Origin of the sequence: Massilia eurypsychrophila, from assembly GCF_002760655.1 — a bacterium.
Taxonomy (GTDB): Bacteria; Pseudomonadota; Gammaproteobacteria; order Burkholderiales; family Burkholderiaceae_D; genus JAFCUW01.
Window position 1 is genome coordinate 300,752 of sequence record NZ_PDOC01000001.1, and the last position, 15,461, is coordinate 316,212.

16 protein-coding genes are annotated in these 15,461 nt (G+C 61.8%); 9 read left to right on the plus strand and 7 right to left on the minus strand.

All coding sequences use genetic code 11. The annotated features are described in order from the left end of the window. Positions 1-22 precede the first annotated feature (22 nt). From CR105_RS01400 to CR105_RS01415, 4 genes are all read right to left on the minus strand, one after another. The gene (locus tag CR105_RS01400) at positions 23-475 is read right to left on the minus strand and encodes an Xre family toxin-antitoxin system antitoxin (RefSeq protein WP_099786634.1); all 453 of its coding nucleotides are present in this window, start codon (positions 473-475) and stop codon (positions 23-25) included. Positions 476-584: 109 nt separating this feature from the next. Continuing rightward, positions 585-2,570 carry a GGDEF domain-containing protein gene (locus CR105_RS01405; protein ID WP_099786635.1) on the minus strand — a complete coding sequence of 662 codons (1,986 nt, stop codon included), beginning with the start codon at positions 2,568-2,570 and terminating at the stop codon, positions 585-587. A 47-nt stretch (positions 2,571-2,617) separates the two neighbouring features. After that, positions 2,618-2,935, minus strand: coding sequence for a hypothetical protein (locus CR105_RS01410; protein WP_099786636.1), 318 nt, complete (start codon positions 2,933-2,935; stop codon positions 2,618-2,620). Positions 2,936-3,067: 132 nt separating this feature from the next. Beyond that, a complete protein-coding gene (locus tag CR105_RS01415; RefSeq protein ID WP_307189600.1) occupies positions 3,068-3,952 on the minus strand; it encodes a LysR family transcriptional regulator in 885 nt (294 codons plus the stop codon). A 164-nt stretch (positions 3,953-4,116) separates the two neighbouring features. On the opposite strand from CR105_RS01415, the gene CR105_RS01420 reads away from it, so the two are divergent. Both CR105_RS01420 and CR105_RS01425 read left to right on the plus strand, forming a co-directional pair. Beyond that, positions 4,117-4,662 (plus strand): carboxymuconolactone decarboxylase family protein, encoded by a 546-nt coding sequence (locus CR105_RS01420; protein ID WP_099786638.1) that lies wholly within the window; start codon positions 4,117-4,119, stop codon positions 4,660-4,662. 37 nt (positions 4,663-4,699) lie between these two features. Then, on the plus strand, positions 4,700-6,286 hold the full coding sequence (locus CR105_RS01425) for a 2Fe-2S iron-sulfur cluster-binding protein (protein ID WP_099786639.1): 1,587 nt from the start codon (positions 4,700-4,702) through the stop codon (positions 6,284-6,286). A 1-nt stretch (position 6,287) separates the two neighbouring features. On the opposite strand, the gene CR105_RS01430 is transcribed toward CR105_RS01425, so the two are convergent. Then, the gene (locus tag CR105_RS01430) at positions 6,288-6,899 is read right to left on the minus strand and encodes a hypothetical protein (protein ID WP_099786640.1); all 612 of its coding nucleotides are present in this window, start codon (positions 6,897-6,899) and stop codon (positions 6,288-6,290) included. 141 nt (positions 6,900-7,040) lie between these two features. Here CR105_RS01430 and CR105_RS01435 point away from each other — a divergent pair, with 141 nt between their 5' ends. From CR105_RS01435 to CR105_RS01445, 4 genes are all read left to right on the plus strand, one after another. Further along, positions 7,041-7,304 carry a TetR/AcrR family transcriptional regulator gene (locus tag CR105_RS01435; RefSeq protein WP_099786641.1) on the plus strand — a complete coding sequence of 88 codons (264 nt, stop codon included), beginning with the start codon at positions 7,041-7,043 and terminating at the stop codon, positions 7,302-7,304. Further along, on the plus strand, positions 7,305-7,592 hold the full coding sequence (locus tag CR105_RS01440; RefSeq protein WP_099786642.1) for a hypothetical protein: 288 nt from the start codon (positions 7,305-7,307) through the stop codon (positions 7,590-7,592). It begins immediately after the preceding gene. A gap of 133 nt (positions 7,593-7,725) precedes the next feature. After that, a complete protein-coding gene (locus CR105_RS27665) occupies positions 7,726-8,061 on the plus strand; it encodes a helix-turn-helix domain-containing protein (protein ID WP_131021628.1) in 336 nt (111 codons plus the stop codon). Beyond that, a complete protein-coding gene (locus CR105_RS01445) occupies positions 8,045-9,316 on the plus strand; it encodes a type II toxin-antitoxin system HipA family toxin (RefSeq protein WP_229413544.1) in 1,272 nt (423 codons plus the stop codon). Before CR105_RS27665 ends, CR105_RS01445 begins: the two co-directional genes overlap by 17 nt. 167 nt (positions 9,317-9,483) lie before the next feature. Here the strand turns inward: CR105_RS01445 and glmS are convergent, their stop codons facing one another. Further along, positions 9,484-11,313, minus strand: coding sequence for a glutamine--fructose-6-phosphate transaminase (isomerizing) (gene glmS / locus CR105_RS01450; RefSeq protein WP_099786643.1), 1,830 nt, complete (start codon positions 11,311-11,313; stop codon positions 9,484-9,486). Between the two features lie 185 nt (positions 11,314-11,498). Here glmS and CR105_RS01455 point away from each other — a divergent pair, with 185 nt between their 5' ends. From CR105_RS01455 to CR105_RS01465, 3 genes are all read left to right on the plus strand, one after another. Next, on the plus strand, positions 11,499-11,951 hold the full coding sequence (locus CR105_RS01455; RefSeq protein WP_370660663.1) for an Lrp/AsnC family transcriptional regulator: 453 nt from the start codon (positions 11,499-11,501) through the stop codon (positions 11,949-11,951). Positions 11,952-12,084: 133 nt separating this feature from the next. Beyond that, positions 12,085-12,834 (plus strand): ABC transporter ATP-binding protein, encoded by a 750-nt coding sequence (locus CR105_RS01460; protein WP_180288054.1) that lies wholly within the window; start codon positions 12,085-12,087, stop codon positions 12,832-12,834. Further along, a complete protein-coding gene (locus tag CR105_RS01465) occupies positions 12,831-14,006 on the plus strand; it encodes an ABC transporter permease (protein WP_099786646.1) in 1,176 nt (391 codons plus the stop codon). Before CR105_RS01460 ends, CR105_RS01465 begins: the two co-directional genes overlap by 4 nt. A 61-nt stretch (positions 14,007-14,067) precedes the next feature. Here the strand turns inward: CR105_RS01465 and glmU are convergent, their stop codons facing one another. Then, entirely contained in the window at positions 14,068-15,444 is a 1,377-nt protein-coding gene (glmU, locus tag CR105_RS01470) for a bifunctional UDP-N-acetylglucosamine diphosphorylase/glucosamine-1-phosphate N-acetyltransferase GlmU (RefSeq protein WP_099786647.1), read from the minus strand. Positions 15,445-15,461: the final 17 nt, after the last annotated feature.

A 15,461-nucleotide genomic window follows, 5' to 3' on the forward strand; every position in this document is an offset into this window, starting at 1 on the left:
CGTTGCGAGATGCGCCAAAACCTCACGCAACGCCGCCGCTGCCGATCGCATTCAATACTTGGCGCACTGCATTGGCGCCCGGCTCGGTGTCTAAGAAGTCCATTGGCGCCACGTCGTGGAAAGCGCGATTTGGCGTACGCAGCCATTCCTTGGCGGCCTCGTCATTTTCGAACACATCGCTGGCCATGGCAGCCAGATCGGCCAGACGCCAGATTCGTCCCGACGCCGCTGCATCGAGGTTGGCGCGCTTCTTGACGAGGGTATGGGCCGTGGTTTCGGGCAGGCCAACGATGCCGCGAATCCGGTTGGTCGGCACCTCAAAGTACGCGCACGTGTCATTGATGACGCTGGCTGGCAACCCGGCTCTAATGGCATCTATCGCGCGGTACCGGTCCGCAACAACATCGAGCAAGATGACTTCGAATAAGTTCGCTTTGGTGGCGACAGCGTTTTTTAGGAGGATCTCGCTTGGCATTGCAGCTCTCTCTATCCCATCAACGACTTCCGTTCTGAAGTTCAGAATACGCCGTTCAGGAGGAAGATTCAATGCTCCACCGGGCAGATTTGAGCGAAGTTGACCTGTGCTAGGCAACTCGCAAAGCCCCGTTCACCTGCAGCAGCTGGACTTTCCCCTCGGCCCAATTGATCCGCAGGCCGCGCGCCATTTCTGCCGAGCTGGCCATGACCGCGGCAGTCAGCGCGTACGCCATGTTCCTGCCGTTCTGCTTGGCCATGTACAGGGCCTGGTCGGCCATCAGCACGACTTCCTCCCATTTCATTTCGCGGTCGGACAGGTCCAGCCTCAGCCGGCAGATGCCGACCGACACGGTGACTTCGACCGCCACGCCATCGATGACGATCGGCTTGGCCGAGATGGCGCCAAGGATTCTTGCGGCGATCCCGGCGGCCTCGCTGGCATGGGCGGCCGGCAGCAGCGCCATGAATTCCTCCCCGCCCCAGCGGACAATGACATCGTCGCTGCGAAACAGCGCAGTCAGGCGCGCCGCGGTCGATTGCAGCACCTGGTCGCCGACCGCGTGGCCATAGGTATCGTTGAGCCGCTTGAAGTGGTCGATATCCATCAACATGACCAAGCCGCGTCCCACCGGCGAGTGATAATCGGCCTGGCTCGGCGCCGGGCCGCCAACATAATTTTCGACATAACGGCGATTAAACAGCCCGGTCAGGGAATCGCGATTACTTGTGGTGTAGAGCAGGCGATTGCTCGTTTCCAGAAGCCGGCTGCTGACGCGCAGGCGCTTATATAAAAACAGCATCCCGATCATGCCGGATGCCGAAAGCAGCGCCGCGATGAGCCAGACATTGCGCTGTGCGCGGTCATTCAACGCCTCCAGCGTTTTTACTTCACTCAGTCTGGACAGCGAGGCGATTTTGCCTTTCGCTTTCTCGTCTTCTTTGGCGCGATACAGCGCTTCCGCCGATTCCAGCTGCTGGTGCAGCGCGCCGGCCTGGACGGCTCCGTCGACGTCGCCGGCGTGGGCCAGGACGGAGGCGTAGCGCGGCAAGTAGGCGAGCAGCTGATCGCGCTTGAGCTTCGATGCAAACAGGCGCTCTACCTCCGCTTTGCCCTCGGCGACTTTGCCGGAATAGATGGTCGCCAATGCGTGATTGAAATGGGCGCGTCCTGCCAATTGCGCATCGGCCAACACGGATTCGAGGCCAAGCGCCTCTTCGGACAATGCCGCCGCTTCAGCGTAACGTTTGCTCTTTAATTGCAGGGCGGCGTACTGCACCAGGGTGCGGCCGAGACTCTCGACCAGGCCCAATTCGCGCATCAGCCGGATGCGTTCGGCCATGGCGTCGCTGGCGCGCGTCGTCAGTCCCGCCGCCGAGGCCACCGTATATTCCGTGTCCTTGGCGCGTACCAGCCGCTCTCGATACGGCGAACGCGCGCCAATCAGCAGCAGCCGGTCCACGGCCGCCAGCGCGAGCGGGATGTCGTGTGCGGTAACCGCGACGGCCGCCTGCATCTTTAATACCATGAACACCAGCGCATCGTCGCCGCTGGTGCGCGCCACGCGAAACGCCTCATCCACCGCGATGAGTGCCGCGCCATACTGATGCTCTTCCGATTCCGCTTGTGCTGTCGCTAACAGTGATTTGATTCGTGCGGTGGCGCTGATGTTGGACGGCGAGAATTGGCCGGCACGCCGCACAAACCCATACGCGGCGGCGATTTTTCCCATCCCCCAGTTGCCGTAGACTTGAGAAAGCAGGCCAAGGCACTCGATGCTTTTATCGTGCGTCTGCTTGCCTAGCGCTTCGAGCAACTTGGCATCCTGCAGCGCGCCGCCCGGATCGCCCGCGTAGAATTTTGCGGAGCTTAGCTGCTCGTAGACGACGGCCTGGTGGCGCACCGACAGCGGCGCGTGGGCCGCCTGGATCTTGGCAAGGGTGTAGAGCGCTTCGCGCGGGGCGAGGTAGGCCCGTTCGGTGACAGCGGAAAGTTCACTTTCCAGCGCCGGCAGCGACGAGGCGGTCGCGGACAGAAACGCGCCGGCATACGCCACGGTTGCAACGCAAACTTTGAACCACGCTGGCCGCGGCATACAACCTCGAAGGGCACAATTATTCGACTATTATATCCTTACGGCAACTATTTAAGTCGTGTATTTCGCTCAGCTGTGGACAATAGCGACGCTACGTGGGGCCTTGCACGGTCTGCATTGCCGAAGACGGGCGCGTGGAGTGCATGGGTGAATAGCGCGGTCCAGTTCAGCTTGGCCGAGTATTTTCTTGCATCTAACGCCATGTCGGCGAAGTTGAAAGTGCCGCTTTGCACGTGCGACCGGACAGGAAAGATGTAGCAGGCGAGGCCACGCAGCCGTGGCGTCACGCGGATGCAACGTACCCGGCCGAGTGCAATCGGTCCAAGCAGCGCAAGCATCGCAGTCATCATAAAAAAAAGTTCCATGCCAATCTCCAGTCCAATAAATCCAGGATAGTGAGTTAGGCAAGCCAGGTCCGTGCGGTACAGCGCATACCGTCGGGCGATTGCAGCGACGGGGCACAAGCGTTGCTGTGATCCGACAATTCGTCGTCTACCTTATTGGGTCACTGCGTCCCCGCCGCGCAATTGCTCGACCGCGAGGTCGAGAAAGGCGCGCACCTTGCGTGCATCGTGACGACCTTCGTGATGCATGACGTGAACTGGAACCACGTCAGTCTGATGTGTATCCAGGACCTCGACCAGTCTGCCGTCCGACAGGTGGGGCGCGACCATATACGACAACAGGCACGTAATACCAAAGCCATCGACGGCCGCGATAATCGCTGCGCCATTTGACAGCATGGTCAGCTTCGGCGCCGCGCGGACGACCGTTAACGCGTCGCCATTGGCAAACCGCCAGTTTGGCGAAGGCGTGACGCCATTGGCCGAGATGATTATGTGATGCTGCAAATCGTCCGGGACGGCGGGCGTTCCATGTTCTTTCAAATACGCCGGCGCCGCGCAAACGACGCGGCGGACATGTCCCACGCGGATGGCCTGGTAACTGGAATCCTGCAGTTGGCCGATGCGAACGGCGACATCGACACCTTCATCGAGCATGTTGACAACGCGGTCGTTGAACCTGCATTCCACCTCGGCCTCGGGATAGGCGCGCAGATATTTGAGCACGATCGGGGTCAGGTACATCTGGCCAAACAGGGCCGGTGCCGTGATGACCAGCCGGCCGCGAACGGCGCCGTGCGCGCCGGACGCTTGATCTTCAATCTCGGCAATATCGGCCAGTACGCGGCGGCAGTCTGCCGCATAGCGCGCCCCGACGTCGGTCACGCGCACGACGCGCGTTGTACGCGTCAACAAGCGAACTCCCATGGATGCTTCCAGCTCGCTGATCGCGCGCGTCACCGCTGGCGGTGAGATCTTCATTTTGCGCCCGGCGGCCGCAAAGCCGCCCTCGTCAACGACGGCGACAAACAGGGCCATTGACTCCAATCGGTCCATATTATTCCTGATCCGTTAATAGTTAATTGCGTTTTGAGCTCATTCCCTTTGACGATGCGCTCAATGATACTGCAATCACTCCTTCGCGAAGACGCTGAAACCAGAAGGAGTTTTAACCCCACCCATTCAATCAATCAGGAGTACATATGTCCCGAATCAAAATGATCGATCGCACCACCGCAGACGCAGAGCAAGCAGAGCTGCTTGACGCCATTCAAGCCCAACTCGGCATGGTGCCCAATTTCCTGAAGGTTTTCGCCAATTCGCCGGTGGCCCTGCGTTCATTTCTTGGCCTGTGTGGCGTTGCCAATGGCGGCGCCCTGGATCACCTGACACGCGAGCGGATCGCATTGGCGCTGGCCCAGCAAAACGGCTGCGACTACTGCGTCGCCGCCCACACCGCGATCGGCCGCAAAACCGGCCTGTCGCCGGAAGAAGTACTGGCCGCCCGTGCCGGCACCAGCGAAGACGCACAAGCCGCCGTCGCCGTGAGGTTTGCGCGCAGCCTGATGGAGAAAACAGGAGCGATCGGCGCGCTGGAACTGGCGGAAGTGCGCGGCGCCGGTTACAGCGACGCCGAAATCGTCGAGATCATCATGCACGTCGGCCTGAACTTCCTGACCAATGTGTTGGGCAAATCGAGCCAGGTCGATATCGATTTTCCAAAAGTCGACCTCAAGCTTGCCGCCTGAAGAAATTCCCGCTTAATCGAATTCGGAGGAGCTGAACATGGGCTACGCATATTCCGACATCGCGTTCACCAGCCAGGTGCGCGATATCCAGACCCAGCAGGGCAGTCGCGAACAATATGCCTTCATGGACCGGATGTCCGAGCGTGGCGATCACCTCGGCGGCCGCGAGCAATCCTTCATCGAGCAAGCGGATCATTTTTTTCAGGCTACCACCAGCGCCTCCGGTTGGCCCTACGTCCAGCATCGCGGCGGGCCAGCCGGATTTTTGAAAGTGATCGACGATAAAACACTCGGCTTTGCCGACTTTGTCGGCAACCGTCAGTACCTCAGCGTCGGCAATCTCAAAACCGACGATCGCATTTCGCTGATCGTGATGGACTACGCCAATCAGCGGCGCCTGAAGATCCTGGGACGCGCACACACGACGGAGGCTGTCGATGCGCCCGAACTTGCCGCGCAGCTTGCCGTGCCCGGCTACCGAGGCCGGGTCGAACGCGTCTTCCTCATCGACGTGGAAGGGTACGATTGGAACTGCCCGCAGCACATTACGCCGCGTTTTACGGAGGCGGAAATCGGCACCATGACCGCGCCGCTGCATATTCAGATCAAGCGCTTGAAAGAGCTGTTTGCCAAACCCGTCAAGACGGACGTGCCGGCAGAACTCGGCGCAGGGCCGCTTGGCCTGAAAATTACCGGTGTCCGCCAGCTCGCAAACAATATCCGCGGGTTTGAACTGCGCGCGGTGAATGGCGATGACCTGCCGGCCGTTTCGGCCGGTGCACACCTGGAAGTACCGGTTCGACTGGCCGATGGCTCCTTGGGCACGCGAACCTATTCAATCTCATCGCATTCCGCCCAGCGCAAATATTATGAATTCGCGGTGCTGCGCCAGGCTGATGGCCGGGGCGGATCGGTCGCCGCATATGACGATTTCCGCTTTGGGATGACGCTCAATTGCGCGCTGCCGGTAAATCAGTTCGTGCTCGACGACAGCGACGCTGCCGCGGTCTTTATCGCCGGCGGCATCGGCATTACGCCGATTCGCAGCATGATGCATGAAGCGAAAAGCAAAAACAAATCGTTCGAGTTGCATTACGCCGTGAAGTCGCGGCAAGACGCGGCTTTTCTCGAACAGCTGGAAGCGGAGTTTGCAGGCCACATCAGCGTCTATGCGGCCGATGAGGGCAAGCGCCTCGATATCAAAGCGCTGCTGCAAAACAAGCATGGCGAGCAGATCTACGTTTGCGGCCCGGAACGTTTGATCGACGCGGTGGTGAACGCCGCAAGTGCGCTATCACTACCGCGCAAGAACGTTCACTTCGAACGATTCTCCGCCAAGGCAGTCGCCACCGGCAAAGCGCCGCTTTTCGTGACGCTGAAACGAAGCGGCGTGCTCGTGAATGTCCCGGCCGACAGCACCATTCTCGAAGCCGTCGAGCGGGAAGGCATCAAGGCCGCTTATTCGTGCCGTACCGGCAATTGCGGAATGTGCGCAGTCAAGGTCCTGGAAGGCGACCCCGATCATCGCGACGAAGCGTTAACTGCGGCACAGCGCAATGAAGACAAGTTGATGTGCATTTGCATTTCACGCAGCAAGGGCGAATCGCTGACGCTGGATCTTTAGATCAGCGGGTTCGGCTGTACTGAAACATCAAGCCGGCCACTGCCACATTCCACAACGCGTGAACGCCGAAAATCGCCATGAGACTTGAGGGGGTTAGCAGCACGTTGCCGAGCAGGAGGAACAACCCTGAACCGAGGCCGCCGACGGCGCCAATTGCTGCGCACCACCGCGCCCCTGTCCAACCTGGCGTTGCCGCGAGAGCGTATGACCAGGCCAGCAAGGCAACGCACATTGCCAGCAGCCCCGCTTTCGTCAACACCTGGATGACCGTCCCAATAATGCGCAGGAAAGCATAGGCAATCTGGACCTCGGAATCCGGCGCCGACGCGAACTTCGCCGCAACTTGAGGAACCACGAAGCCATCGAGGAGCATTGCGGCCACGACCAGGCAGCATCCCAGACCATACGCCGTCAACGCCAGCACTACCGCAGGCCGCTTCAGCCCGAGGACTACGCTGAAGGTGGCAAAGCCCGCCGCGAGCATGGCAAGCATGATTGTCAGCACGCCGTGCACCAGGCCATCGGTGAACTGCAGCTCGGCGATCACTGCGAGCGTCTGCTGAACCGATGACGCCTTGATCGCCACCGGGTGATGCGACAAAGCCAGCAACACTAAACCGGTCGTGCCCCCCCACGGCTAGCGCGGCGCGGCGGCAGGCCGATGCGGACGGGAGGTTGGCTGGCAAATACATGGGATTCCTAGCGTTATCCGTTAGCGGACATAACCCTGGGTTTGTCCGTCAAAAAGGACCATATGATCGAAGAATCGCTCGACCGCAGGAGTCAGCGCACGCGCGCGGCGTTGCAGGCGGCGTTCGTGCAGCTTTTACTTAAAGATGGATACGACGAGTTGAAGATTGGCGCGGTCGCCAAGACCGCCAACGTTGGCCGTTCGACGTTGTACGAGCACTATCGGACCAAGCAGGACCTGTTGCGGGGAACCCTGGACGGGCCGTTTTCAATTCTGGCAGCGTTGGTGGAGCCGGATGGTTCGCTCGACGCCGTCGTCAGCTTGTGAATGCATTTTCGCGAGCATCAGCAGGTTGCGCGAGTTTTGCTGACGTGGCCGACGCGGCCCGTGCTCGGTCAGGCGCTCGCCGCGCTGATCCTTGATCGACTCCAATGCGTGGACGCAAGTCCGACCTTGATCCCTCTGGAAATAGCAGCGCGGCAGATCGCTGACGCGCAATTGGTGCTGGTGGTGTGTTGGGTGCCGGGCCGGCCGGTGTGCGACGTGGACGCTATCGCACAGGCATTGAAGGCGACGGCGCGAGCGCTCGCCGCTGCCGCCCGCCCATGGGAATGACGTGCAAGTGACGTGCACATAGATACATCGTTATGCGCCATAAGGTCGCATCTATGCGACATGCTAGAGCACGGCTACGTTCATAGATAAGATCTTATAATATATAATAACCTATCTATGAACGGAGCAAAAGATGCCGAAGAAACTCTCAGGGTCTGAAGCCTGGCCGACACTCGTGCAGGAACGCCTCACTACGTGGGGTAAATGTATCAACACGCAGCGCCTACGTCAGCGTGTTAATGTCGCCGATTTGTCTGCTCGACTGGGTATCTCCCGTACGACGCTGATTCGACTAGAAAAAGGGGACCCAGGTGCGGGGGCCGGAGCATATTTGACAGCTCTTCTTGCGCTAGGCGTCATCGACCAGGCGGCGCCTGCCCCGCCTGCCGAGCTGTGGCAAGGTGACTATGGCCAGCGTGTCAAGTTGAGCCTGCAGGAAAAGGGAGCCGACGATGATGAGTATTTCTAAGCCAGTCTACGTCTATCTGCAGCGGCCAGATAGCGGCGAGTGGGTCACGGTTGGCCGGTACAAGGCAGGCAGACCCGGAGAAGGTTTCTTTAAATATGCCCCCTCTTACATTGATGCAGGGCTTGCTTGGGGCATTGATCCACGAAACTTACCGTTTTTGCCGGGCACTGACTTGACAGCGCCAAGGTATCAAGGCTTGCATGACGTTTTACGGGATGCATGTCCTGATGCATGGGGGCAGGCTTTGCTGCGCCAAGAACACAATCTTCCAGAAGGTGGTCCGCCGTTGCAGTACTTGCTCAAGGCCAGCAATCTCGACCGCTGGGGGGCGCTCGCCGTGGGTTCGAGCCCCAAGCCTCCGGACGCGAAAATGAACAATCCTGGCCTGCCTCAGCTCAATGACGTGGTTGAAGAATTGGTGGCACTCGCAGCGCGTCGTCCAGCCATTCGGCCAAATGTTCGTGCTCGGCTGGTTCGGACCGCTAGCGTTGGTGGTGCCCGGCCGAAAGCCACAGTGCGCGGCGAGCTGGGTCAGTTTTGGCTGGTTAAGCCGGAAATTGCGACAGACCCAGCCAATATTCCCTTGCTCGAACACGCGGCCCAGCAATGGGGAGCAGCAAGTGGATTGAATTTTGCCAAGACTGTCTATCACCCTGCAGAAAGGGGCTGGAGCGCTGTACGGGTTCTACGGTTTGACAGAACTGACCGGCAGCGACACATGTGCGTGAGTGCCGCGTCCTTGTTGCAGGCCGAATATCCCGGGCTCCTGCAGACGGACCGCTGGAGCTACCCGCGATTGGCAGAAGAGCTGCGCTTGGCAGGTGCACCCGTGGAAGACCGTATCGAACTGTTTGGGCGCATGGTATTTAATGCGGTATGCGGTAACGACGATGACCATGTGCGCAATCACGCAATTGTCTATGACGCTGACGAACGCCGCTGGCGGCTCGCTCCAGCGTTTGACGTCGTACCTAACCCGGTTGAAACACCAATGCGCCTTCAGATGCAGCTATCTCAGGGGCGATTCGACATTACTCGGGACGCGGTGTTGACTGACGCACATCGTTTCGGATTCACGGGCGCACCGGAGGCGATAGCCTATCTCGATGACCTGCTGAAGCGCATCACGGCTGGGTTTGATGGAGCGGCACAATGGCTCGACCATGACTGGAAGCAGGTGCTGCAGGAACGTCTGTCTCACCAAGTTTCAATCCTGAGCCGGGGGCAGTCGACTAACGACAGACAGGGAGTCTAGACGAGCTATCGACGATCGCCATCTCCCCGCCGCGTATTACGCAAACATGCCGTCACCCATCACGTCGACCATCCGCTCGCTCACTCATCGAGCGCTATGTGAGAACGAAATAAAGTCGAAGTTAAACGGATCTCCGGCACTGGACTGACGGGCAAGCCACGCTGAACTTACTCGACCGTCACCGACTTGGCCAGGTTACGCGGCTTGTCGACGTCGGTGCCGCGTGCCAGGGCCGTGTGGTAGGCCAGCAACTGCAGCGCCGCCACGTGCAGGATCGGCGACAGCAGGCCGTAGTGTTCCGGCAAGCGGATCACGTGCACGCCATCGCCCGAGGTGATGCGCGAATCGACATCGGCGAACACATACAGCTGGCCGCCGCGCGCCCGCACTTCCTGCATGTTCGACTTCAATTTTTCCAGCAGCGCGTCGTTAGGCGCGATCGTGACGACCGGCATTTCTTCAGTCACCAGCGCCAGCGGGCCGTGTTTCAGCTCGCCGGCCGGGTAGGCTTCGGCGTGGATGTACGAAATTTCTTTCAGCTTCAGCGCGCCTTCGAGGGCGATCGGGTAGTGGATGCCGCGGCCGAGGAATAGGGCGTTTTCCTTGCGCGCGAAGTCGTCGGCCCAAGCCATGATCTGCGGCTCGAGCGCCAGTACGGCGGCCAGCGCGACCGGCAGGTGGCGCATCTGCTTGAGGTACATTGCTTCTTCGTCGTCGGACAGGCGGCCGTTTACTTGCGCCAGGGTCAAGGTCAGCAAGAACAGCGCGGCCAGCTGAGTGGTGAAAGCCTTGGTCGATGCCACACCGACTTCAACGCCGGCGCGGGTGATGTAAGCAAGCGCACACTCTCGCACCATGGCGCTGGTGGCAACGTTACAGATCGTCAGGGTGTGCTGCATGCCGAGGCTGCGCGCGTGCTTCAGCGCGGCCAAGGTGTCGGCCGTTTCGCCGCTTTGGGTGATGGTGACGACCAAGGTGTTTGGATGCGGCACGCTGTCGCGGTAGCGGTATTCGCTGGCGATCTCGACATTGACGGGCACTTTGGCGACCGACTCGATCCAGTACTTGGCGGTCAGACCCGCGTAGTAACTGGTGCCGCAGGCAAGAATCAGCACGCGGTCGATCTGCTTGAAGACTTTGTAGGCGTTGTCGCCGAACAGCTCCGGCATGATGCCGGTGACGCCTTCGAGCGTGTCGCCGATGACGCGCGGCTGCTCGAAAATTTCCTTCTGCATATAGTGGCGGTACGGGCCGAGCTCGGCGGCGCCGGTGTGGGCGTGCACCGTCTTGACTTCGCGCGTGACCGGACGGCCGTCGATGTCGACGATCCAGTAGCGGCCCAGCTGCAGGTCGACCACGTCGCCTTCTTCCAGGTAGATGATCTGGTCGGTGGTGCCGGCCAGTGCCATCGCGTCGGAGGCGACGAAGTTCTCGCCCTGGCCGACGCCGACGATCAGCGGCGAACCCTGGCGCGCGGCCACCACGCGGTGCGGCTCCTCGCGGCAGAAGACGGCGATGGCGTAGGCGCCGTGCAGGCGCTTGACGGCTTGCTGGACGGTATCGAACAGGTCGCCGTTATACATATGGTCGACCAGGTGGGCGATCACTTCGGTGTCGGTCTGGCTGGTGAACACGTAGCCGAGCGCGGTCAGTTCGGCGCGCAGTTCGTCGTGGTTCTCGATGATGCCGTTGTGGACCAGCGCGATGCGGGCCAGTTCTTCGGTCGGCGAAAAGTGCGGGTGGGCATTGTGCGACAGCGGGGCGCCATGGGTCGCCCAGCGCGTGTGGGCGATGCCGGTGAAGCCTTCCAGGCTGGCGTTGCCCATCTGCGTCTCGAGGTCGGCCACGCGCGAGGTGCTGCGCGAACGCTGCAGCTTGCCGTTGACGTGCAGCGCCACGCCGCAGGAATCGTACCCTCGGTACTCGAGGCGCTTGAGGCCTTCGATCAGGATCGGGGTGATATTACGCTGCGCTACTGCTCCGACGATGCCGCACATAGTGACCTCATTTGAAAGATTGACAATGGATGTATCCTAGATGAATCTCTTTGAAATTAGCTGTCTAAATCTGGCATAATATGGAATATTATTTCATCACTTAGTCGTCATGAAATTTAATTTCATTTGATGGCGAATATTTAACGGATAATGTATTTTCAGCCATCGATGATAGATTTATGACAATGGATGACGTGGACCGCCGCATCCTGAATGCGCTGCAGCTTGATTCTTCGCATACCAACGCCGAGCTGGCGGAACTGGTGCACGTGTCGCCGCCAACCTGCCTGCGCCGCGTCAAGTTGCTGACCGAGGCCGGCGTCATCGCGCGCCAGGTCGCCATCGTGTCGCCCGACAAGGTCGGCGCGCGGCTCACTGCGATCGTCGAGATCTCGCTCGACGTCCAGGCGGCCGAGCGCATGGACGAGTTCGAATCGCTGGTGGCCGGCGAGGCGGCCGTGCTGCAATGCTACCGCGTGGCGCCGGGCCCGGATTTCGTGCTGATCGTGCAAGTGGCCGACATGCCGGCCTACCATGCGCTGGCGCACCGGCTGTTCGCCACCCACGCCAATGTGCGCAACGTAAAGACCTACTTCTCCACCTTCCGCAGTAAATTCGAGACCCGCATCGCCGTCTGAACGTTGCTCTTGAGCATCATCAATCGATTCCGGGGCGAAATAGCTTCTACTGTCAGCACTGCGCGGCGGCCATCCTGGACGCCTTCCGCAGGCCAGACAGGGGCCGGCAATGGATGCGATGGTGATAAGCGGCTTGAACACTGGCGGGGCGCGGCCTGGGGGCGAACTGGTCAGGCTGTCGGGTGTGCACAAAGTGTATGGCCGCGGCCTGAACGCCGTGCACGCGCTCAACGATATCAACATGCAGGTGGCCAGCGGCGAAATGGTGGCGATCTGCGGCCCGTCCGGCCACGGCAAGACGAGCGTGCTGAACCTGATCGGCATGCTCGAAACGGCCACCGAGGGCAGCGTGGTGGTGGCCAACCTGCTCGTTTCCAAACTGTCCGAACAGGCGCGCGCCGACCTGCGTAGCGAACTGATCGGTTACGTGTTCCAGTCGTTCAGCCTGATTCCGGTGCTGACGGCGCTGGAAAACGTGATGCTGCCGCTGATGCTGCGCGGGCGCGTCGCCGCGCCGGCGCAGGCCGAAGCGCGCGGCTACGGCGCCGAACTGCTGGCCCGGCTCGGCCTCAAGACCCAGACCCATCGCTATCCGGCGCGGCTCGACGCCAGCCAGTGCCAGCGCATCGCCATCGCCCGCGCGCTGCTCACGCAGCCGCGCCTGGTGGTGGCGGACGAGGCCACGTCGCGCCTCGACAACGGCAGCGTCCGCCTCGTCATGGACCTGTTCGCCTCGCTGCAGCGCGACCATGGCACCACCTTCGTCGTCTCGACCCGCGACCAGCGCCAGCTGAGCCGGGCAACGCGCACCTTGCAACTGAACGAGGGGCGGCTGTCGAGCACGCCGTCGGACACGCGCCGCACCCTGCGGGTGCAAGGATGAGCCCGCATCGACTGGCGCTGCGCACCGTAATGCTGGGGCGCCCGCGCAGCGTGCTGACGATCCTGCTGATCGCCGCCTGCCTGTGCCTGCTCGACCTGTTCGGCGGCAACATCGCCAGCAGCCGCGCGCGGCTCGAGCACCAGGCCACGATCGGCGAGCGGCTCGGCCACCTGACCGTCACCCGCGCCGCCGCCGCCGGCAGCACCTCGTTCGCGCCGGCCGAGGCCAAGCGGATCAAGGCGATGATCGAAACGGTGGCCGGCGTGGCGCTGGTGGCGCCGCAGATGAGCGTCTCCGGCATCGCCTCGACTGGCGAGCGCTCGGCGCTGTTTCACGGCGAAGGCATCAGCGGCAAGGGATCGGCCCAGTACGGCAAGCTGGCGCCCGGCCAGGCCAACGGCATCGCGATCAGCAGCGGCCACGCGCGGGCGCTTGGATTGCGCCCCGGCAGCAGCGTGACCCTGACCGGCGCGGCGGCCGACGCGCCGGCCGCACCGGCCAAGGCGGAGGTCGTCGACGTCTTCAGCGTGACCGAGTTCAACAGCAGCGCGCGCTCGCTGCTGATGCCGTTCGACATGGCGCAGAACCTGCTCGACACCGGGCGCACCGAGCGGCTGGTGGTGACCTTGGCCGACCCCAAGCAGCTCGACCCGATGCGCGCGACCTTGCTGCGGCACCTGCGCGGCGCCGGCCTGGCCGTCGACGTCCACACGTGGCACGAACTGTCGCCCAGCTATATCCATCTGCGCAGCGCGTCGGACCTGACGTTCGACAGCGTGGCCGGCATGGTGTTCGCGGTGATTGCGGCCGCGATCGCCGCGACGATCACGATGAACGCGCTCGAGCGCCGGCGCGAAGTGGCGACCTTGCGCGCGCTGGGCATGCACAGCACCGGCGTGTTTTTCATGTTTGCCGCCGAAGCGCTGTGGATGGCCGCGTTTGCGGTCGTGCTCAGCCTGGTGGCGAGCGGGCTGATCGCGTGGGTGGTGAACCGGGCGGCGCTGTCGTACGCCACCCAGCAGGTGCTGAAACACTCGCCGATGCTCGTCGAGCTCGACTTCCACCGGATGATGATGACGGTGGTGACCGTGATGGCGGTGGCGCTGCTGGCAGCGCTGGCGCCGGCCTTCAAGGCCGCGCGCGGCGAAGTGGCCGAAGGCCTGGCCGCCTAGCACCACGCCCGTCATTCAATTGCACCCGTCATCCCCGCTGCGCGAGAACGACGGGTGTGGCTTACTTCTTGATCTTCACCGGCCGCTGCCACGCGTCGATCGTCATCTGCCTGGCGCGCGAGATGGTCAGCTTGCCGGCCGGCGCATCCTTGGTCAGCGTCGTGCCCGCACCCAGGGTCGCGCCTTTGCCCACCGTGACCGGCGCCACCAGCTGGCTGTCGCTGCCGATGAAGGCGTCGTCCTCGATCACCGTGCGGTACTTGTTGACGCCGTCGTAATTGCAGGTAATCGTGCCGGCGCCGATATTGACGCGCGAACCAACCGTTGCATCGCCCACATAGCTCAGGTGGTTGGCCTTGCTGTGCGCGGCAATCGTGCTGTTCTTCACTTCGACGAAGTTACCGATATGGACGTCTTCGGCCAGGTCCGCGCCAGGGCGCAGGCGGGCGTACGGCCCGATCATCGATTTCGGCCCGACCTTGGCGCCTTCGATATGGCAGAACGGCTTGATCTGGGCGCCGGCCGCGATGCTGGCGTTGACGATGACGTTGTGCGCGCCGACGGTCACGCCATCGGCCAGCTCGACGCGCCCTTCGAACACGCAGCCGACATCGATCGTCACGTCGCGTCCGCACACCAGGGTGCCGCGGATGTCGATGCGCGCCGGATCCATCAAGGTCACGCCTTGTTCCAGCAGTACATTTGCCTTGTTCAACTGGTGACGGCGCTCGAGCTCGGCCAGCTGGACCTTGCTGTTGACGCCGGCCACTTCCCATTCGGCCGAGGGATGCGCCGATACCACCGGCACGCCGTCGGCCACCGCCTTGGCGACGATGTCGGTCAGGTAGTACTCGCCCTGGGCATTGTTGTTCGACAGCGAGCCGAGCCATTCTTTCAGCTGGCGCGTCGGCGCGACGATGATGCCGCTGTTGATCTCGCGAATGGCGCGCTCGGCTTCGCTGGCGTCTTTCTCTTCGACGATGCGCACGATATTGCCGCCTTCGCGCACGATGCGGCCCAGCCCGAACGGGTTGGCCTGCTCGACCGTGAGAATCGCCAGCTTGTCGCTGCCGGCCGCCTCGACCAGGCGGCGCAGCGAAGCCGACGTGGTCAGCGGCACGTCGCCGTACAGGATCAGCGTCGGAGCGTTATCGTCGAGCTGCGGCGCCGCTTGCATCACGGCGTGGCCGGTGCCCAGCTGCGGCTCCTGCAGCGCCGTATCGATGGTTGCGTGCTCGCCATTGTTCTGCAGTTTCACCATCTCCGGCACCGCTGCGCCGCCGTGCCCGTAAATAACGCATAATTTGCTCGGCGCAAGTTCCCGTGCAGTGTCGATCACATGTTGCAGCAACGGCTTGCCCGCTAACGGATGCAAGACTTTTGGCAGCGCGGATTGCATCCGCTTTCCCATGCCGGCGGCGAGAATCACTACATTCATATGCGGTATTTGAAAGA

Coding starts and splice junctions, on each gene's coding strand:
- CR105_RS01400 (WP_099786634.1), bottom strand. CDS start 475: ATGCCAAGCGAGATCCTCCTAAAAAACGCTGTCGCCACCAAAGCGAAC.
- CR105_RS01405 (WP_099786635.1), bottom strand. CDS start 2,570: ATGCCGCGGCCAGCGTGGTTCAAAGTTTGCGTTGCAACCGTGGCGTAT.
- CR105_RS01410 (WP_099786636.1), bottom strand. CDS start 2,935: ATGGAACTTTTTTTTATGATGACTGCGATGCTTGCGCTGCTTGGACCG.
- CR105_RS01415 (WP_307189600.1), bottom strand. CDS start 3,952: ATGGCCCTGTTTGTCGCCGTCGTTGACGAGGGCGGCTTTGCGGCCGCC.
- CR105_RS01420 (WP_099786638.1), top strand. CDS start 4,117: ATGTCCCGAATCAAAATGATCGATCGCACCACCGCAGACGCAGAGCAA.
- CR105_RS01425 (WP_099786639.1), top strand. CDS start 4,700: ATGGGCTACGCATATTCCGACATCGCGTTCACCAGCCAGGTGCGCGAT.
- CR105_RS01435 (WP_099786641.1), top strand. CDS start 7,041: ATGATCGAAGAATCGCTCGACCGCAGGAGTCAGCGCACGCGCGCGGCG.
- CR105_RS01440 (WP_099786642.1), top strand. CDS start 7,305: ATGCATTTTCGCGAGCATCAGCAGGTTGCGCGAGTTTTGCTGACGTGG.
- CR105_RS27665 (WP_131021628.1), top strand. CDS start 7,726: ATGCCGAAGAAACTCTCAGGGTCTGAAGCCTGGCCGACACTCGTGCAG.
- CR105_RS01445 (WP_229413544.1), top strand. CDS start 8,045: ATGATGAGTATTTCTAAGCCAGTCTACGTCTATCTGCAGCGGCCAGAT.
- glmS (WP_099786643.1), bottom strand. CDS start 11,313: ATGTGCGGCATCGTCGGAGCAGTAGCGCAGCGTAATATCACCCCGATC.
- CR105_RS01455 (WP_370660663.1), top strand. CDS start 11,499: ATGGATGACGTGGACCGCCGCATCCTGAATGCGCTGCAGCTTGATTCT.
- CR105_RS01465 (WP_099786646.1), top strand. CDS start 12,831: ATGAGCCCGCATCGACTGGCGCTGCGCACCGTAATGCTGGGGCGCCCG.
- glmU (WP_099786647.1), bottom strand. CDS start 15,444: ATGAATGTAGTGATTCTCGCCGCCGGCATGGGAAAGCGGATGCAATCC.